The following is an 18,458-nucleotide window of genomic DNA, read 5'->3' as shown; positions in this document are numbered from 1 at the left end:
CAAAACAAAACGATGCACGTCATGATACTTTTGGTGAGGATAGCGTGTTGGCCTATTTCCGAGTTGACTCCACCAGGAGCCACTTCAGGTCTCGCTCGGCCAAAAGGCGAAAGGCTGGAGGTCTCGGGACTGCTCTATTTTTAATGGACTATTAGGGTTGGTTGAAGGAAAAGAAGGAGGGTGAAGAGCAGGGCTGTTAATGCGTACCTGCCTTCACCCTCGCATGAAATGTTTAATTAAACTTCCATTCGACTCCGCCAAATCCGCTAATGCCTTGTCCAGGATTAAAGAACCGGCCTAAGGAGTCATTCACGACGACGGCTCCGGCATAGGTCTGATTGGTGAGATTTCTGCCTTCAGCGAAGAACGAAAGGCTGTCGTTGTAGCTATATCCTGCACGGAGGTTGGTGATGAAATAGGCCGAGTTTTTGGTGGTATTGAGCGAGTCGACATAATATCCAACCATGGACCATTCAAAGTTCGGGGCGATCCAAAAGCCTGCCGGATGATCATACCGTACCTCGCCAGTGAGGTAATGTTCCGGCGCACCAGGAACGCGATTACCCTCTTCGGCGACAACGGCGCCTCCTCCGACGACGTCGTCGGTGAATTTGAATAATGACCAGGTATAGGCCGATCTCAAAGTGATCGTATCACTTTGATGTTTCGGTCCGGGGGCCAGTATGCCATTGGCCACGACAATGCTCCCTCCAGCTTCGACGCCTGTGTGCCGGGTCCCCTTGGCATTCTGAAACGTGCCTTGATTGTTGATGTTGGAGGCGATGATTTCCTTTTGCATTTCTAAGTCAAACACGGTGACATCCCAGGAGATGCGATGATCGGCGGTGGTGCCGCGTGTACCCAGTTCTAATTGCCAGGCGCGTTGAGCATCGAGGGAGAGAAAGGCACTGGTCGGTGTGGAGCCGTCTGGGTTGACGGAAGACGTTAACTCCAAATTAATCGGCGGCTCATAGCCACGGCTGACATTTCCGTAGATTTGTGACGTCTCGGTGGTTTGGTAGGAAAAACCGACTTTTGGAGTAATGGCATTGAATTGCCGGAGGTCGGTCCGACTGCTGGTCATGTTTCCCGAAAATGGACTGAAGAGCTGGTTCCGACCTTCTCGAATGCTGTAGTCCCACCGGCCTCCGGCAATAAAAATAAAATCCTCGGTGACATTGAATTGGTTTTCCAGATATGTGCCGAAATTGGTCGTTTGTATACTGAGGTTTTGGGTTTGTGTTCCACGATTCCCCAGATTGTTCACGAAGCGCCGTTGGTTGGTATCTCCGTATCGCGGCTGATGTCCGATGATGAACAAATTGTCATGGCCAAACAGAGGGTTGGTGTTGCTATACCGAATTTCTCCACCCACATTGTAATTATCCTGGACAATAGTTTGGAAAATAGGATGATCCACATACTGATAGGAGTAATAGGGAATAATTTCAAAAAATTGATTGGCGGTGAACTCGTTCCGATACGCAATTCCGGTTCGGATTAAGTTGTAATATCGTCCGTATTTGCAAGCTTGGTTGGGGCCGCAGGCAAAGGGGCTGATCCCGCCCAAGGTACTGGCTTGTTGATCGTTGTCTTCGAGCTGGGCTTGTGTCAGCGAGCCGGGAATGCGTTCGGCCACGACGCCTCCCAAGATATACGCGCGAATTTCCTGATGTGTGCCGATTTTCAATCCTATGTTGGCATTGAGTCGTTGCCGATCCTGTTGGCTGTTATCTTGAAATCCGTCTTGGTGACTGCCCGATGCACTGATGTAGTAATCGGCGACGACATCCATGTGTCCAATTTTAAAAGGCTGAGTCACGTATCCGCTTGAGACTTGTCCCATGACAAGTCCGAAGCTGCCGCCTTGGAGTCTGACCTGCAACAATGACGCATTGTATCCGGTCCGTGGGACAAAATTGATGGCGCCGCCAATCGTATTGGCTCCGTACCGTAGCGCATTGGCCCCTTTGTAAACCTCGATCCGTTCATAGGCGAGAAGATCAATAGATTCAAAGTCTGAAAATCCGTCTGCATCTCCGAAGTAGATTCCGTTGATGAGAATGTTTATGCCGCGATGGTGAAAGTTGTTGCGAAGGGAGGTGCCGCGAATTTGAAATTGTCCTTCGTCTGCACCAAAGCGTGTTTGAAAACGGACCCCAGGAACGAACTGTAAAACGTCGTTCAGGTTGACGCCTCGAGACTGGGTGATTTCTTTTTCTTCGATGAGCGCGACACTACCAGGTCGACGCGCTAGTTCTTCCTTGACGATATCGATGTTTTCAATTCGTTTGCCCTCGACCAGGACGGGCGGCAACATTTCGACCTCATTGGTTGTTTGGTCAGCCGGTAGTTCTGCAAACGTCACAGTGGCTTCAAGAAATATGAAGGTGAGGCAAATGTAGAACAGACAGTAGGTGGGGTACGGTTTTCGAAAAGCTCCTGCGATCATACTCATGACCCTTTCATGTGAGACATATGATTCGTTCGTTCAAACGAATCCGTGTTGGGAATATAAAAGGTATTAGTGCGCATGGGAGGGCTGTTCGATCAAGAGGGGAATGCCCTGTTTGATACGAAGCGTGATATGACGGACTTGCCGGAAGTCGTGAATCGGATTGCCGTGTAAGACGATAAAGCTGGCTTCATACCCTTCTCTGAGCTTGCCGATCTTTCGATCTGGGAAGATAGCTTCTGCCGTATTTTCACACCACAATTTGAGCAATGTCAGGCTGTCAAATACTTTCAGGTTGTGCAGGTGAAGAGCCTCTGCGAGTGAGGTTTCAGCGTGATCACTGCCTATCGCAATCTTGACGCCCTGTTCATACAGTAATTGAAGATTATCGCGTTGGATCTTTTGAGCTGTTTGTTGAATCTGTTGCCTGTGGGTTTCTTGATGCTCTGCCCGGGCGTTGGGTTCGTGTGCATGGGGAGACACATGATCCTGGAGCTGCTGGTGTCCTGCCGGGGGAAAGGCGCCGGCAACGGTCGTGCTCACGACCGTGACGTTGTGCTGAAACGCAAGTTTGGCATCCTGTTTTTGCAACACTGTTTTTTGAGCGAGATTAACGGTTGGAATGTACCAGCCTGGCGTATGGGCAATTTCATCTACTCCGCTCTGTACCGCATGACGAAAGTCTTTTGCTGTTTCAACATGAGCCGAGACCCGTAATCCACTTGTATGTGCGCGTGTGACAATTGGGGCGATCAGGTGGTCATGGAGTCCACGGTGAAAATGCGATTGAGCGGAATCAAAAGATGTGTCGAAGTTCGATGCATGTCCGACATAAATTTTCAGGAAGTCCGGTTTGCCTGATATGATTTTAGACCAGGTTTGCTCTATATCCTGATGCGAATCGATTACGAAATATGCACGATTGTTAAACCAACCCTGTTTCTTTTTCCCAATAATGGCTTCATACCGGTGAAGACGGAGGACATTCTCGTAGAGGTTTATTGGATGATTGTTAGGAGAGGTCAGGCCTGCATGGGCGAAGGCAACATCAATGCTTTGGGGGATATTGATCTTGTTCTGAATTTGTTCCGAAAACTCTCGGATATTATTCAGGTTTTTGACATAGAATACCCCATGTCGCAAATAGGTCTGAATCGTTTGGTCAATATTCCAAGGCCCTTCAACATTATGCGTATGAGCTTCTCCGAATGGCGGAAGAACAAATTGCCCCTCAAGATTGATCACGTCATCGACATGTGGAGGACGAGTCTTGGTCAACAAACCATGCTTGACATAAAAGGTGGTATCTTGAAACGAATTTCCGTCAAACCATTTGCCATTGGTATACTCGTAATTTTTCTGAGCGGAATGCGTGCTGAAGGATTCTGAAGCGTAAGCACCAGGTCCAATGTGTACGTGTAGGACGACTAGCAAGCATAGGATGAAGACAGACATGTATCTCATTGGAACTCGATAACGGAACAATGTACTGTTTATCATTTTCGAACTTTTGCATTCCATATAGTTTGAAAGAGTGCTGTGTTAGAGGATTCAGATGGATTCGGTTAATAGTAATCGAATGTTGTGTTTTGTGTGTCAGGCGGCGTCCTTTCAGACGCAACTTGAGAGAAGTCTAGAGCGTAACTCTAACTTTTTTCTCTGTTGTTTCTGCACATGAATAACATGGGTGATGGTCCTTAATTTGGTACCATAGCTTTCTCTACATAAACTACGGATCGATGCACCAAATACTTACGGATGCTACAGTTTTTAAATTTTGGCCTTAGTGTGTTGTATTCTTATTCAAGAATGAGCTTGAATTGATTGATCACGATGTCCGAGGTAAGGGGAATGGTTTTGGTCTTCTGGTCGCTGAAAAAATGAGGTGGTAAGACAAAACGAGACGAATAATCGATTGGAGGGAATTACCGAAATAAATCCTGGAGGAGGATTTCCCAGTTTGGAAACAGGGGACTGGTGAGTTGATTGTGGGCTTCGAGTGTCAGTTCGATGGGTTGTCCGAACCCGTGATCTGTTCGACAATAGACTTTCACCCTTTCAAGTTCGGGATCGATAATCCAATATTCGTGCACACCATACTGTTCATAGAGCTTACGTTTGATGGTTTCGTCTGTTCGTCTGGTCGAATCTGACACGATCTCAACGACTAGATCCGGAGCGTCTTGAATATTCTTTTCAGTAATGATGGATGCCCGAGCCTGAGATACAAACAGGAGGTCGGGTTGTACGACATCGATGTCAGACAAGACGACATCGGTGGGCGCACAAAAGATTTCGCCTAAGTGGGTTTTTTGTACGTATAAATTTAAAAATGTGACAAGAGTTATCAAAATTCGTTGATGTTTTGTTCTCGGTGCAGGCGTCACGAATCGATCTCCCTCAATTAATTCATAGCGTTTCCCATCATTGGGGAAGAGGAGATACTCATCATAGGTGAATTTTGCCGTGCGAGTCGTCGTTGGCATGACTTCCTCATGTATTGATCAATCCTACTATCTTAACAGGCCATTGTGACGCCCTCAAGATAAGGTGAAGCCGATCCTGCAATTTTTCTTTGTTATTCAGCGATGAATGCGATCGTTGCTTCAGTCAATGCCTGTCGGCGTTATCACCCCTTTACAGTGGTCTGTGCTTTCGTCTCAATGAATTTCAGTCCGACCATCCTGCGGCCTTACGTTATTGGACCAATGGGTTGCGTGGAGAGAGTGCGTGGAATCGATTGAAGTCGCCATCAGCGGCCCATAACTCTTGAATGCCGTGATGTTGGCAAAGGGCTGCAATCCGTGCATCATGGATCATTGGGCCTTGGATTTTTCCCTCAAGTGCTGATTGCCGCAAAATGGGCCAATAACCACTTGTTTCGGAGAGTAGTAGTACGCGTGGAGATTCTAGCCACGCATCGATTTGTTCGCAGGCGACCGGTAAGGGGGTGGGAGGTTTGAAGATTCGAGCATGAGTCACGATGGCAAGAAATCCGTGGAGGCAAGCCCAGGGGATAGCCCATGGCGTTGTCCCTTCTGCTAATTTTGTCAGATGAGCATAGGCTGAATCATGCCATGGAGAATCTTCTCGATGAGCATAGACTAAAATATTTGTGTCGACGGCAATCACCCCCCGCGATCTTCATACGCTTTTTCACGTATGGTTTCCCACAATGCTCCTTCCACGTCTTCCTGAAGACCATTTCCTTTAAAGGTAGCTTTACGATGGCGGAACATCCCAGACTGCTGGTGTTCATTAGGACTCGCTGTAATCCTTCTTCTATCAATGCTTTGACTGAGGTGCGATGTTTTACTGCTAGCTTTTTGGCTTCATCCAAAAGTGATTGAGGTATATCAACTGTCGTCTTCATGCATATAGATGTATCATGAGATATATCTCTATGCCAACTTAGTGGTGAGAATGAATAGAATGGCCAATTTTATAGGTTTTCTATGAGAACCTTGTCTCCATAGAAAGAAGTATCAAAAAAGTAAGCATTTTAGAGGACAGGGTGAAGTCCGAGAACTTCACCCTGGTAGATTGGATTTCCGAAGAAAGAGACCGCTATGGAGTGTGAAAAATGGTTGGGAAATCTGTTCACTTTTGTATGAAGCTAGAGTCTTTCATTTAATAGGCCTGTCCGCGTTTTTCGAAGTATTCATCGTAGCGATGGACATAGTCTTTGGACTCACCTAACGGCAAATGACATCCTCGGCAGGCCTTATAATCTACGTCTAATCGTTCTCCGGTTGCGTTGAAGGCGGAATACACCCAATCCCCATTTTTCAATCCCATGGGAGCATGCTTGCCCCAGTCTTTGCCTTTTTGCATCACAAAGACCTTGGCTAGACCATCCTTGACCAGATTGCCTTGCGCATCTTTTGCGAACTCATTATTCATATCTTTTTGCGCGTTGTAGATTTCCATGACTAAGATCGAGCCGTCAGCAAACGGCATGCCTTGGCTTGCGTTGGCGCCAGTTTGATTAATGTAGAGGTCTCGAACGGCATCAGGCTTTTGAATACCTTTCAAAAATGTCGGAAATTTATTGTAGTCTTTGGGGAACATCAATTCTCCGTCTTTGGGTATGTCATCAGATTTTGCTGATGGCGTCATCGACATCGATGAGCAACCCATGAACGGGATAAGGACACTTAGCAGACTCATTGCAATGAGTTTTTTCATAACCTGCAATCTCCTTGTATTTTATAAGTGCAAGAACGTGTTTGTGTAAGCCAAGACGCTAAGACCTCGAGTCCTCTGCACTCTTAGCACCACTTGTGGCTGGTTTTTTGCTGAAACGGTCAATGTGAGGGCCCGTTATGTGATGTCATTCATGAGACAGCTATCTATGTCAATACCTCCTTTTGTCAACGTGAAAATTCCGTGGAGTGTGACTGGTATATCAACTATTACGAGCGCATGAGAGACTTTGGATCTCTTTTTCTTTCTGATGCTGCATGTATTTGTTTCTCTCGTCCTGCAAACTAAAACAGCCCCAATGTGACTCCTCCGTAAAACGCGCGGCCGTATCCTGCAAAGAAGAGTTGTTTGTTGGCATCTGCCGTCGCGTCTGAGACGACCTGTCCGGAGGCCGCGTAATCTTTATCAGCAAGGTTATCGATTTCGAAGTACAATTTCGCAAAACGAACCCAATCATTCTTGAACTGAAAGGTTTTGTGAAGATTAAGGTTGACGAGCCAAAACGAAGGAATGCCGACCGTATTACCATTGTTTAAGAAATAACTATTGGAATAGTTCGTTTCCACCCAACCTCCCCATCCGGTTTCAAGATGAAGATACTCGGCTTTCAGGTTGAGGATGTCCCGGGGAACGTTAGGAACTTTCTTGCCGTCTTGCTTCACGTCTGTGGCAATGCCGTTCACCAAAAACCGGTCTGTAAAGTTTTTGTACCGAGCATCAATATGCGTGTAAGCGCCGGAAAACCGCCATCCTGGGATGGGTCGCCAATCGGCAGAGAGTTCGATCCCGCGGTATTCAGACGAATCGGCATTGATTGAGGCTGTGGTGCTTTGATCAAAGACATTTTGTGTGATGATTTCATCCCGAAAGAAGGTCCAGAATCCCACCACCTGTACGGTCAACGTGTCATGGAGTCGTGACTCTGTCCCGATTTCTACATTCACATTTTTTTGGGCCTCTAAATCAAAATTACTTCCTGGCAACCCCGTCAGCGGATTGCGAGTCAGATTGCCAAAGGTTGGAATGGCGTACCCGGTTGATCCACGAACCCAATGTCGATAGCCCTCTTCCGGTCTCCAAGTGAGGGACATTTCCGGAGCCCAATTATAAAATGTCCGAGAGGCATCAGCTCGAGTATTTACGGCTCCGGCATTGTCATAGTTAATGGTTTGGATACTCACGATGGACTGCTCGAACCCGAGACCGGCGGCAAGAGTCCAATTGGGGAGGAAGGTGAGTTCCTCGCGGAATCGTCCTCCAATGTTGCGGATGGTTCCTCGATTGTTGGCGGCTAACGTTCCACGAGTGCCCCGACCGTCTGCCAGATTTTGAAAAGAATTGCCTTCTTGTTCCATATTATTCACGAAAAATCCAAGATAACTCGTTAACGGCAGGCCAAATATCCGGCCATGATGCCGGAGATCCGTATAATGTTTGATGTTGGTGTTGACGTTATCGAAGATCTGGAAAAAATACTGGTTGATGTCTTTGACGTCATAGTCCGCTTCCATGGTGAGGACGGTATTCGGGGTCAGTTCCCGTTCATAAATGGCGCCTACGATAGTTCGTCGATCAATGCGTTGTTGATTCCTGGCCACCGACAAAGAGCCGGCCTGGCGGGGATCGGCTTGAAATTGTGATTTCGTGAGGCGGGTCGGGACTCTTGTATCCAGCCAGTTGGTGATGGCTTTGACGTACAGACTTTGTTTCTCATCGATGGTGAAGCGGAAATTAAAGTTCAGTGTCTGCGTCTGGTAGTCGCTGTGCTGAATGTACCCTTGCTCTTCCGCCACATTACTGGCAAATAATGAAATATCCACGTTTTTGTACTGTTGGCCGATGGCGACGGCTTCTTTGTGGTAGCCGAATGATCCGCCTGAAAAAAACGTTTCCACGCCATTAATGTCACTACCTCGCCGACTTTTGAAGTGAACCATTCCACCGAGTGCATAGTTATCGTACAGCGAGGATGCGGCTCCTCGGATGACTTCGGTGCTTCTCATAAACCAGGGATCGTGCATATCGAGTCGGGACAGGCCGTCTGATTGTGTTTGAATAAACCCATCTTCATAGACCTTGATGTCCCTGACGGCAAATGACGTTTTGACTCCTGAACCGCGAATGGAAATGCTGAAATCTCGTGGGCCGTTGGCCTGACGAAGAATCACACCGGGGAGGGCTTCGAGCGATTCTTTCATGGTTCTGGTTGGTTGCATGTCTGTTTCAGACTGTAATGTGGAAGACACGGTCAGCCCTTCCGGTCGTTTTTGGATTCGGGTGCTCACGATACTCATTTCTTCTAGCATTTCGACTTCCTCCTCTTGGAGGGTGACCTGAGTCTGTTTCTGTTCTTCGGTTTGTTGTGGAGCCGGTGTTTGTTGTAGTTTCCGGAGTTGTGTTCGGATTTCTTCCAGCCGTCTCGTGAGTTGATCACGTTCTCCCTCCAGCTCCTGTTGTTCCTGGAGGAGGGTTTCTTGGGACTGTGGAGCACTGATGCTTGATGCCGCAAATGTTGTCGCGGAGATACTCAGCACGTGTGGAAGACAGAACAGGAACACGAAGAGGCGCATGATCCATTTCTCTACACAGATAAACGGCAATGGTTTCACGAGATAGTCTCCCTACAACATAAATAAAAACAGAAGTACAATATCCGGCCACGCAGGCTAGATGTTCATGATGGTGATCATTTGAAAACGGACTGGCATTAACGCGTGTTGAAAGAACGATAGACGATTGGATTTGGATATTGAGGTGTTACATTCCTAATCCATAAACGTGATAAAGGGAAACGTTGTATCAGAAGAGGCCATTGTCATCTACCGTTGGATACTACAGTTTGCGAATTAACTGAATCCCTCAATCAATAAAAACTTGGCCAGAAGTCTCAGTGCGTGATCGTAAGATTTCATCTCGCAAGTCCGAACCAATCACCAAGTTGAGGCACGCGGCGTAGGATGAATTTTTCAATCAGGAGTATTGAGAGTAAGGAGACCAAAAACAAAGGGAGATATACACACAAAAACACGAGCAACATTTTGAACCCGACTGAAAATGCCTGGGGCTGTGGAAGGGGAGGAGTCCCCAGTGATCCGGCAGGACGGCGACGTCGTCGCCACATGAAAAATCCGCTTGTGACCATAATGAGGAGGCCACTGACCGTGACCACTCCCAACACTTGATTCGGCCAGCCAAAGAGTTGTCCTTCATGAGCCGCGACTCCAATCCCGATCATCTGGTCTAAAAAATGACGGTCCTCAAAGTTTTCTCTTTTCAGAACGGTTCCTGATGCCGCATCCAGTATGACTTTGACTCGTTGTGGACGGTTCTGTGTCTCCGATTTGGCGGCCCAATGTCCTTCGGCCGTAGAAGGCGGCGTGATATAGACAGGATCGGGAAGATGCAGGGCGCGAACTGACGGCAAGAGCGTATCAAGTGGGGAATAGTCCAGCGGATTGTCTGCGGCGTCGGCTGTATTTGCCATGGGCATTCCGTGTGAACGATGTTCCTCGGAACTCTTAGATCGTGGATTTCGAGAGGTTGCCCCGACTGTCCAATCCTGTTCGGCGACCGCCGTTCCCGTCAATTGACGCACCTCTTTGAAATATGTCCCCCAGACTTTAGCCCATGGCAGTCCGGTGACGAGCAGAAATAGAACAAAAATTGAGATCCAAAAACCCGTGACGGCATGAAGATCACGCCAAAACCCTCGTGGGCTTCGGTTCAACCGGGGGTATACAATTCCGCCTGGTCCCCGTTCATCGCGCGGCCACCAAAGATAGAAGCCGGTGACGATCATGATAATGGTCCAAGAGGCCGCCAATTCCACAAAGACGGAACCGGTATTGCCCATCAGCAATTCCCCATGAAAATGAAACACCATTCGAGTGAATCGTTCTTCTTCAGGAATGGTCTTCAAAATTTCCAAGGTTTCAGGGTGCACATATACACGGATGCGTTCCTCCTGGTTGTTTACCATGACTCGAATGGCGTCATGGTGTTCCTTGGGCAATTCATATGCGAACAGGGTGGACCCAGGAATGCTCCGGAGGGCCGCTTGTACCTGGGCGTGGGCTGTCGTGGGGTGTCCGGTAAGGGGCAAGCGGTCATAGGGTTGGTCGAGCCAGTCATAAATCTGGGGGGTGAAGAGATAGATTCCTCCGCTGATCGCTAGCAAGATGATAAAGGGAATACAGAATAGGCCGGCATAGAAATGCCATCGCCACACCGCACGATAATCGGGCCAGGCATGAGATGTTGTGATTAATGACATATACAGTTTTCAACGTGGGATGATGAAGTGAGGGCTATGCGACCTTTCGTTGCCATGCAAGTTTTTCGGCGATAGCGAGGGTCTACGTAAGCTTATCCTTTCATAGGTTCTTTTGGGGTTTTCCTTTCACATGTTTCACGGGTAGTTTTATTCCAGATCTGCTCAATTCCGGTGTCGTTCAAACTCGAGACACGTCGCCATCTTCCTTGAAGTTCTCGGATTGTAATTTGATGGGTCAGTTGCAGTTGAACGGTTGTTATTTGATTGTCCATCTGTGCCTCCAAAGTAGAGTCAGGAGCTAGACGGGATTCTTGGTGTAAGAGACCAGGGTGAAGGCCAAGGAGGTTGCAATTCCTAATAAAGCCTTCACCCTGGGTTTCCCAAGGTCAGGAGGAAGAGCCCACCTTGGGTGTCACAAACAACGAAGCAATGCCCTGACCTGTCAAGTCACAATATCAGCGCCCACGCGATACTCCCGCCACGTGGGCTCCCACCTTGGGTGTCACAAACAACGAAGCAATGCCCTGACCTGTCAGGTCACAATATCAGCGCCCACGCGATACTCCCGCCACGTGGGCAAGCCCACCTTGGGATTCAAGAGACGGATAAACGGATGAGTCTGAGAACGTTTTTGCATATTTCCTGCTCCTTCTTGCACGCAGTGTCATCATGACTATGCTGGCGGTACGTAAAAATTCAGAGGGTTCATGGCCTGATAGCTCACGTTTGAATGTTTCCCGGCTTCAGGATCGACAAACCCATCGGTATAGCCAGACTCGTGTCGAATATTGAATGACTGTGGTCTAGGCTGTTCATTATGTCGATGGACGAGGTTCAAAAATCGATGTTTGCCTTCCTCTATTCGAAGAATCTCATCGTCGGTCTCATAGGCCACTTTGGGGGGATATGCGCGACAGGCATCGATGGCTGTATTGAGAATGCGATGGAGATGCAAGAAGGTGTTGAGTGCTTGATTCACGAGCGGGCGAAGTCTTGCCGGTTGTTGTTCCAAAAAAACTGGCCGCGAGATCCCGAGTGGATGAGTCTCTTGAAAGATAATGCCGTGTTGTGAGTCAAAGGCAATCGCGCCGTCGGACACGTGGCCATTGGTGAGATCCTTCACCCTGATGTAGTGCGTATAGTTTTTCTGTCTCGCTTCATCAGGATCTTGCGGAATGTATTGCCCTGGGACTCTTCTCACAATCAGGTCGCGATGGTGTGCTACTTGGATGCGGATGGACCTGTTGAGTCCTTGTCCTTTGCACATTGTTGGGCTAAAGGGCTTGGCTGCTAGATGCAGTGAAAGCAGGTTATTGGCCTGTCCCGTGGACGGTGACCCTGAAACAAACCCGAAGGTCACGAACAGAATGACGAGGATGATTCTGTTCCTTGACCGGGGACGGTGAAAATTCAACATGACACGAAGACTCCTCAAGACATGGAGATTCTTGATCGCATGCAATTCGCCAAGCGGTGGACGTTCGTCCGACTCTCTGTTCTCAATTGACGGCTTCGCCCTGTCTCGACAAAGACGGCAGGGACGAATGTTCTGTTCTGAATGGCCTATAGCGAATCCAATTAACTTGCAGTTGAACTATTCAAGCTGCCAAAGCGAAATAAGATGCATCAAATTTCAGAAGTTATTCGAAACGGCTACAGGGATTAGGAGAAGAGAGTGACGGGAGGTCCGCGAGATCCTGGAGAAAAATTGAGGCAGAGCACATTCGGGTGCCCATTATTGAGGAGCAGCGGTGTGATACACCGACCGGATTGATCGAGTTGTATGGCTGGTGTTTGAATGGCCTGGGCAGCCTTACACAGCCAATCACACCATGATTGTGTGTGGCTATCCGGACTGTGATGAGCGGTCGCGTGGTTGGCCATTGAGGCAGCATAGGATGTGCTGACGGTTAGAAAACAACAGCCCAGGATGATGGCCAGAACTTTTTTGATACGTTGATGATTCATTGAAATAACCAGATGATGCCGCTCACAAAATACTTCTGCTGCCTTCAACATGATCACATAACCTTACCGGGAATGATCATGCTCGTCTACAGATGGTTGCTGAGCCGTGCAACAGTTTTTGGGAAAATTACCGCACCCCAGTGAGGACAGGTTCCCAATGTTCCTTGCGGTTGTCTTGAACGAGGCTATTCACAGATTCATGAAAAATTCGTAAACTGCCTTTTCCGATTTTCGTTGCTTCCAGTCGGCCCTCTTCAACCCAGCGATAAATGGTCCATCGACTAACATTGAGTACTTGAGCCGCTTCGCCAACGCGTAGAAGTTGTTTTGTCATGGTGAGTGTTCTCCTCTTTAAACATCTTTGTATACAGGTGTTGTGCAACGCATCGATTTTGAGTCTCAGAAAGGAACATCGTTCTGTTTGCGAGACAGATCAGAATTTCTTGGGGTGTCGTTCTCACGATCACGTCCACCTGTAGGAACATTTCTGATTGAGACGACGTCGACTGAAAGACCAATCAATGCGATAGAGAATTACAAAGAAAAGGAGGGACGAGGAGGACCACGGGATCGGATGGAGAGTGCACCATATTGCGGTGCGATGGAGGATGTGTATTGGAGTGTCGCGACAACGAGAAGGTCTGGTTTGCTCTCAGTCGTTGAGACAAGCTGATCGGTTGAGGAATAGGATCCGACTTGGCAAGCCCAAACGCAAAGGGTCGAATGATTGGCGGCGTGCTGAGAATGGTGTGTACTTTCATTAGGAGGAGCCGCATGGACAAACAAGCAAAATGAAGCGGCTCCCAGCAAAAACAGATACAACGATGAAAGAAGGACCCCTCCTGACCAGATATAGCGTCTGTGCGAGGAATGTTTCATGATTCCACCAGCGGGTGCGCCTATGACTGTATTCCAGGTTTGGTGGCGATTGCCATATCATGAATACCATGCTGACGGACTAGATCCATGACCTTAATTACCAACCCGTGTTCAATACGTTCATCGGCATTAATCACGACTGAGGGTTTTGAGTGTTCTTGGATCATCACTTGAAGCCTGGCACTCAGTTGATCAAGGGTAATCGCTTCTTTATTGAAAAACAAGTCCCCCTGTTCCGTAATCGTCAACGAAACGGGTTCGGTGACATGGTCTGTTGTCGAGCTGGCCTCTGGAAGATTGACGGGCATCCCATGCTGTGTCGTCATCGAGAGTGTCGCGATCATGAAAAACACCAAAAGAAAAAACATGGTGTCGATCATGGGAATGATTTCGATGCGGGCTTTCTTTTTAGCTGAAGCGGGAAGTCTCATGAGTGGTTCTATCGAGCCTTAGCTGTGAGGGCTGACTCCATATGTGTGGCATATTGTTCCATACGTTCGGTCGCGTGTTCCACTCGAGCCAGAAAATAATTATAGGGGATGAGTGTGGTGACGGCGACGAAAATGCCGGCGGCGGTGCAGACCAGAGCTTCAGCGACGCCCCCTGTGACGGCATGGGGTTGGCCGAGCCCTGATTCGGCCATGATGCCGAATGAGTCAATCATGCCGACAATGGTCCCGAGTAACCCGAGGAGTGGCCCGAGTGTGATGATGGTGTCGAGTGCGGAGAGCCCACGTTTCATTTTGGCCAGTTCTGCAAGGCTTGTGGCCTCCATGGCCTTCTCCGGCAGTTCGCTTCGCTTCATGATTCCTGCGGCTAAGACTCGCAAGAGAGGCTTGGGTTTTTGTTCGGCAATCGCCAGTGCGTCGGTAAACTTTTCCTGTTCGGTGAGCGTGAGGATCCGTTTCGCTTCTGATTCATAGCCGAGATGACGAAAATAGAAGAGCCGTTCTAGGATGATAGCCACAGCCAGCACGGAGCAGAGCACAATGGGAACCATCATCCATCCACCAGCTATCAGTACCTGAATCATCTGTTGCATTGCCTCACTGTTCTAAAAATATCAAGAAGTTAACCGTGGAGTCCAAACTTCAGCGGGACGTCGACATGCTTCTCAATGGCAAAGTTGCCATCTTTGGCTGGGGCAAAGCGCCATTGACGAATGGCCTCAATGGCGGCGTCATCTAAGATCTTATATCCACTGCTTTTTTGAATGGTGACTGTTCCTGGCATGCCGCTGCGATGAACTAGGACTCGGAGTAGCACGATGCCTTCCCAGCCTTCTTCTTTTGCCACTCGCGGATAGACCGGACGTACAGAATGGCGAATAGCGATTTTTTTAAGACCTAATCCTTCTGTTGCTGGAAGGCTTGCCGTCAATCGTCGTGATCGTGGCGGCATCGCTGCCAGAGGTGTGCTTTGGATTGGTCTCAAGGAGGAGCTCCCGACCGTCGGAAGTTTGTCAATGGTCATGTGCGTAGTGTTCGCTGCGGATGGAACCGTCACGTTTGTTCTTGAACGCTTCACCATTTTGGTAGCACTTTGGGCAAACAAGGCATTTGATGCCAACGTATCTTTCAACGTTCGCGTTTTTCGTACTGGGGTCGAAGGCTCTATGGTCGTTGGCATTGGGTCCAGTTGGAGTGCGGCGGTTGCTTTGATCGGTTGCGGTTGCGAAATCTGAGGTCGAGTTGGTTGAACAATGGGTGGTGAGGGAATCCGGCGTGGTACGGTTTGCAGCGGCGGGGCTTTCGTCTCGGGTGTCGGACTAGGGCTTTCAGTTTTGGTCGGGATTTCAGTGGGACGCAGGGTGACCTTGACGACCGGTACGGTTTCGGCGACAGGTTTGGCTGTTTGGATCAGACCTAAACCCGCAAGCAAACATGCATGCAATGCGAGCGACAAGACGCCGCACATGACGAATGTTCGACGTGAGATTTCTTCCTGTATGGCAGCAGCCGAGGTCATGGTTGAACTTTTTTGACTAGCTTCGTGATGCGTTCATCTGTTCCGCCACGCTTCAGGTATTCTTGATACTGGATCAGTGCTTTATCTGTATCTTTCCGGTGAAATTCATAAAACACCCCGAGGTTGTAATAGCCTTCTGTGAGGTCCGAGTCTAATGAAATCGCCGTTTGATATTCTCGTTCAGCCTCGTCGAGTTGTTTCAAGCCGGCTAACATCACCCCATAATTCAGGTGGGCTTCCGGATTGTTGGGGTCGAGCTTGACGACTTCCGCAAAGTGTTTGGCGGCTTTCTCACTCTTCCCTTGATCCTGATACAGAAATCCTAACGCATGGTGTGGGCCAAGCAAATCTCCCTTGATGCTGATCGCTTGCTCGTAGGCCTGTATGGCGTTGTCGGGTTTATTGTCTTTTTCGAACATTTCTCCTTTGAGTAACCAGCTTTCCAGATGATCGGGATCAGTTTTCAGTAAACGGTCAAGCATCGTGTGCGCGTCCTGCTCCTCTCCGGCTTGATGATGCCAGTACGCAAGTTTATAGAGGACTTGCGGCTGATCAGGTTTCAGCTTTAATGCGGAGGTATAGGCCGTGATAGCCTTTTGTGGTTGCCTAGTCTGGTCATACAGGTTTGCCATGGCCAGTTGAGCCTCAAGAAAACGAGGATAGAGTGTGACGGCTTTTTGGTAAGCCGCTTCCGCCTCGGCCATGTTCTGTTGATGATGAAGGACTGTCCCCAGATCCATGTAAGCGCGTGCAAAGTTTGGGTAATAGGCCACAGCCTGCTTCATGGCATTGATAGCGTTTTCCGGCTGCTGGAGGCCTGTGAAGTAGACCAGCCCAAGCAGATGATGGGCTTCTGCGAAGTGTGGGTAGGCGTTGATGGCCGTTTGAAGTGCGGTGACGGCTTGCTCATGCTGACCTTGTTGGACGTGTTGATGGGCCAGGTTGAAATGATCGAGTGCTTCATCTGCAAACGCGGTCAATGGAACAATCAAGATCATCCACCCGGTCATGATCATCAACCATTGCTGAAGGCTGAGCATCTTTCGCCGAGGGCTCTGTGTTGGGGGGTGATGAGGCCGCATCATGTTAATTGGGTTGATCCAAATCAAAGCGTATCGGAAGGTCGACAGTTGAGGCAACATTGAATTCTCCATTTTTTGCTGGAGTAAAGACCCATTGGGTTACCGTTTGGACAGCGCTTTCATCTAAAACCGGAAATCCTGAACTTTTCTGAGTTGTCGCCGAGACTACACGTCCATCAGTCTCAACGGTTATTCGAACCACGGTGATACCTTCCCATCCCTGCTCCCTTGCGAAACGTGGGTAGGGCGGATGCTCGGCTTTAATCGGTTTGACTGGTGAGCGTACTCCCTGTAGGTGCCCGATTGGATCGAGCGCTGGAGATGGTTGCGGAATGGGATGATCGATGGTGAGGGAAACCGGAATGTGCAATAACGAGTCATCGAAAACGGGGTGCAACGAAGTGGTGTCCGGTTCTGGAAATGCCAAGTTTCGAGGTTTTTTCGTCACGGCGGTACCCGGGATTTCAATGATATCGAGTGTTTCAACTTCATCCTGTTCTGGTGCTTGCGCCAGTCCGCCTGGGATTCCGATGAGAAACGGTGAAAAGAGGATCATGGCGGAACCTATGATGACATTCAGTGATTGATGTGTCATGGGAACACAGATAGTTGGTGATTCGCTCCACGTTGAATGAAAGTAGGTGTATGATGCGTTGTGCTCGCATTCAATATTGGAAGGTTCGTTCATCTTATGGAAGGAATTTTCAGAGTGTCAAGATGCCGTGTGAGACTCCTGTCCCTCCATAGTGACTGAACGAAGAACGTACTTCCAATTTGCTACGCGTGGTGTCCTCCTGCGTTGACGGTGAGATCCGCTTGGTTCTGTCCACCCATAGCGAGAGATTGAATGTGTTCGTTCGAGAAAAGAAAACGATCCCTTACTCGCAAGACGATGAGCCGGCAGATTTTTTCCGATAACGGAGAAGACCTAGCCCGATCAGGCCAGCGCCAAACAGTCCGAGGGTTCCAGGTTCAGGGACCGGGTTTGGGTTCGTTTCGGCTTGATGGACGTTCAAATCGGTGAGAACGAGTCTGGCTGTTTCTCCCGGCAGTGGGTTTCCAAACGTCGCCGTGAACGACGAAATGCCGCTCCATGCATTTTCATCGAACGTGAAGAGTCCTGTTCCGGCAATGAGAGACGATGGTCCGGCCGTTGTTCCCATAAACGGTGTGAATAACGTATCGACCGTACCGAGTTCCGTGACGTCAACACTAAATGCATTGAACGGGGTAGTCGGATTTGCTCCGCCAAACGTGAATCTGACACCTTCGGAGTCTCCCGCCATCACCAAACCGTCTCCGAAGAGGTGAAAATGACTTTCAGCGTCTAGATCTCGAATAGCCGTTGCATAGACATCATTTTCTGTATATTGAAAAATTCGAGAGGGGCTGATGGAGCTTTGGTCTAAAATCGTTCCTGGTCCAGCTGTGGGGTCATTAAAGTCCGTCTTAAAGGTAATGCCATGCGCGAACACAGGAGTCGTAGCGACCAAACTCAGTAGTAAGGTGATGCAGAGGTAAGAAGGCCATCTTTGTGTAAATACAAACATCTCTTGCTCCTTTCAATATACTGATAAAACTAGGAAAATCGAGATGACAAATGTCATGACTGTCATGCGTTCTACTA

17 protein-coding genes are annotated in these 18,458 nt (G+C 48.7%); all 17 read right to left on the bottom strand.

Annotated features, from left to right (window positions below):
- Positions 1 to 232: 232 nt before the first annotated feature.
- Positions 233 to 2,458, bottom strand: a complete 2,226-nt coding sequence (locus tag ACWQXP_RS12010) for a TonB-dependent receptor family protein (protein ID WP_454063113.1) — start codon at positions 2,456 to 2,458, stop codon at positions 233 to 235.
- Between the two features lie 66 nt (positions 2,459 to 2,524).
- A complete protein-coding gene (locus ACWQXP_RS12005) occupies positions 2,525 to 3,910 on the bottom strand; it encodes an amidohydrolase family protein (protein WP_454063112.1) in 1,386 nt (461 codons plus the stop codon).
- A 470-nt stretch (positions 3,911 to 4,380) separates the two neighbouring features.
- Entirely contained in the window at positions 4,381 to 4,941 is a 561-nt protein-coding gene (locus ACWQXP_RS12000) for a Uma2 family endonuclease (RefSeq protein WP_454063111.1), read from the bottom strand.
- Between the two features lie 211 nt (positions 4,942 to 5,152).
- On the bottom strand, positions 5,153 to 5,587 hold the full coding sequence (locus tag ACWQXP_RS11995; protein WP_454063110.1) for a TA system VapC family ribonuclease toxin: 435 nt from the start codon (positions 5,585 to 5,587) through the stop codon (positions 5,153 to 5,155).
- Positions 5,588 to 6,085: 498 nt separating this feature from the next.
- A complete protein-coding gene (locus tag ACWQXP_RS11990) occupies positions 6,086 to 6,643 on the bottom strand; it encodes a cytochrome P460 family protein (RefSeq protein WP_454063109.1) in 558 nt (185 codons plus the stop codon).
- A gap of 302 nt (positions 6,644 to 6,945) precedes the next feature.
- Positions 6,946 to 9,270: a TonB-dependent receptor family protein gene (locus ACWQXP_RS11985; protein WP_454063108.1), complete on the bottom strand. Its 2,325-nt coding sequence runs from the start codon at positions 9,268 to 9,270 to the stop codon at positions 6,946 to 6,948.
- 299 nt (positions 9,271 to 9,569) lie between these two features.
- A complete protein-coding gene (locus ACWQXP_RS11980) occupies positions 9,570 to 10,934 on the bottom strand; it encodes a PepSY-associated TM helix domain-containing protein (protein ID WP_454063107.1) in 1,365 nt (454 codons plus the stop codon).
- Between the two features lie 673 nt (positions 10,935 to 11,607).
- The gene (locus tag ACWQXP_RS11975) at positions 11,608 to 12,351 is read right to left on the bottom strand and encodes a hypothetical protein (protein WP_454063106.1); all 744 of its coding nucleotides are present in this window, start codon (positions 12,349 to 12,351) and stop codon (positions 11,608 to 11,610) included.
- Positions 12,352 to 12,596: 245 nt separating this feature from the next.
- Complete coding sequence (locus tag ACWQXP_RS11970) at positions 12,597 to 12,953, bottom strand: hypothetical protein (protein ID WP_454063105.1); 357 nt, start codon at positions 12,951 to 12,953, stop codon at positions 12,597 to 12,599.
- Between the two features lie 76 nt (positions 12,954 to 13,029).
- Entirely contained in the window at positions 13,030 to 13,236 is a 207-nt protein-coding gene (locus ACWQXP_RS11965; RefSeq protein WP_454063104.1) for an excisionase family DNA-binding protein, read from the bottom strand.
- A gap of 200 nt (positions 13,237 to 13,436) precedes the next feature.
- Positions 13,437 to 13,781 (bottom strand): hypothetical protein, encoded by a 345-nt coding sequence (locus ACWQXP_RS11960; RefSeq protein ID WP_454063103.1) that lies wholly within the window; start codon positions 13,779 to 13,781, stop codon positions 13,437 to 13,439.
- Positions 13,782 to 13,801: 20 nt separating this feature from the next.
- Complete coding sequence (locus tag ACWQXP_RS11955; protein WP_454063102.1) at positions 13,802 to 14,212, bottom strand: ExbD/TolR family protein; 411 nt, start codon at positions 14,210 to 14,212, stop codon at positions 13,802 to 13,804.
- Positions 14,213 to 14,220: 8 nt separating this feature from the next.
- Positions 14,221 to 14,823 carry a MotA/TolQ/ExbB proton channel family protein gene (locus ACWQXP_RS11950; protein ID WP_454063101.1) on the bottom strand — a complete coding sequence of 201 codons (603 nt, stop codon included), beginning with the start codon at positions 14,821 to 14,823 and terminating at the stop codon, positions 14,221 to 14,223.
- Between the two features lie 29 nt (positions 14,824 to 14,852).
- Positions 14,853 to 15,749 (bottom strand): TonB family protein, encoded by an 897-nt coding sequence (locus ACWQXP_RS11945; protein ID WP_454063100.1) that lies wholly within the window; start codon positions 15,747 to 15,749, stop codon positions 14,853 to 14,855.
- Positions 15,746 to 16,891: a tetratricopeptide repeat protein gene (locus ACWQXP_RS11940; RefSeq protein ID WP_454063099.1), complete on the bottom strand. Its 1,146-nt coding sequence runs from the start codon at positions 16,889 to 16,891 to the stop codon at positions 15,746 to 15,748. Before ACWQXP_RS11940 ends, ACWQXP_RS11945 begins: the two co-directional genes overlap by 4 nt.
- Positions 16,836 to 17,387: an energy transducer TonB gene (locus ACWQXP_RS11935; RefSeq protein ID WP_454063098.1), complete on the bottom strand. Its 552-nt coding sequence runs from the start codon at positions 17,385 to 17,387 to the stop codon at positions 16,836 to 16,838. Before ACWQXP_RS11935 ends, ACWQXP_RS11940 begins: the two co-directional genes overlap by 56 nt.
- A gap of 322 nt (positions 17,388 to 17,709) precedes the next feature.
- A complete protein-coding gene (locus ACWQXP_RS11930) occupies positions 17,710 to 18,381 on the bottom strand; it encodes a PEP-CTERM sorting domain-containing protein (RefSeq protein WP_454063097.1) in 672 nt (223 codons plus the stop codon).
- Between the last annotated feature and the right edge of the window lie 77 nt (positions 18,382 to 18,458).

It is taken from the genome of Candidatus Nitrospira salsa (assembly GCF_965152625.1).
The sequence above is the reverse complement of the archived record's forward strand: the minus strand, read 5'-3'. Positions and strand labels throughout refer to the sequence as shown.

Excerpts from the sequence above, each read along its gene's own strand:
- ACWQXP_RS12010 (WP_454063113.1), bottom strand. The coding sequence starts at position 2,458 with ATGAGTATGATCGCAGGAGCTTTTCGAAAACCGTACCCCACCTACTGT.
- ACWQXP_RS12005 (WP_454063112.1), bottom strand. The coding sequence starts at position 3,910 with ATGTCTGTCTTCATCCTATGCTTGCTAGTCGTCCTACACGTACACATT.
- ACWQXP_RS12000 (WP_454063111.1), bottom strand. The coding sequence starts at position 4,941 with ATGCCAACGACGACTCGCACGGCAAAATTCACCTATGATGAGTATCTC.
- ACWQXP_RS11990 (WP_454063109.1), bottom strand. The coding sequence starts at position 6,643 with ATGAAAAAACTCATTGCAATGAGTCTGCTAAGTGTCCTTATCCCGTTC.
- ACWQXP_RS11980 (WP_454063107.1), bottom strand. The coding sequence starts at position 10,934 with ATGTCATTAATCACAACATCTCATGCCTGGCCCGATTATCGTGCGGTG.
- ACWQXP_RS11975 (WP_454063106.1), bottom strand. The coding sequence starts at position 12,351 with ATGTTGAATTTTCACCGTCCCCGGTCAAGGAACAGAATCATCCTCGTC.
- ACWQXP_RS11970 (WP_454063105.1), bottom strand. The coding sequence starts at position 12,953 with ATGTTGAAGGCAGCAGAAGTATTTTGTGAGCGGCATCATCTGGTTATT.
- ACWQXP_RS11965 (WP_454063104.1), bottom strand. The coding sequence starts at position 13,236 with ATGACAAAACAACTTCTACGCGTTGGCGAAGCGGCTCAAGTACTCAAT.
- ACWQXP_RS11960 (WP_454063103.1), bottom strand. The coding sequence starts at position 13,781 with ATGAAACATTCCTCGCACAGACGCTATATCTGGTCAGGAGGGGTCCTT.
- ACWQXP_RS11955 (WP_454063102.1), bottom strand. The coding sequence starts at position 14,212 with ATGAGACTTCCCGCTTCAGCTAAAAAGAAAGCCCGCATCGAAATCATT.
- ACWQXP_RS11950 (WP_454063101.1), bottom strand. The coding sequence starts at position 14,823 with ATGCAACAGATGATTCAGGTACTGATAGCTGGTGGATGGATGATGGTT.
- ACWQXP_RS11945 (WP_454063100.1), bottom strand. The coding sequence starts at position 15,749 with ATGACCTCGGCTGCTGCCATACAGGAAGAAATCTCACGTCGAACATTC.
- ACWQXP_RS11940 (WP_454063099.1), bottom strand. The coding sequence starts at position 16,891 with ATGTTGCCTCAACTGTCGACCTTCCGATACGCTTTGATTTGGATCAAC.
- ACWQXP_RS11935 (WP_454063098.1), bottom strand. The coding sequence starts at position 17,387 with ATGATCCTCTTTTCACCGTTTCTCATCGGAATCCCAGGCGGACTGGCG.
- ACWQXP_RS11930 (WP_454063097.1), bottom strand. The coding sequence starts at position 18,381 with ATGTTTGTATTTACACAAAGATGGCCTTCTTACCTCTGCATCACCTTA.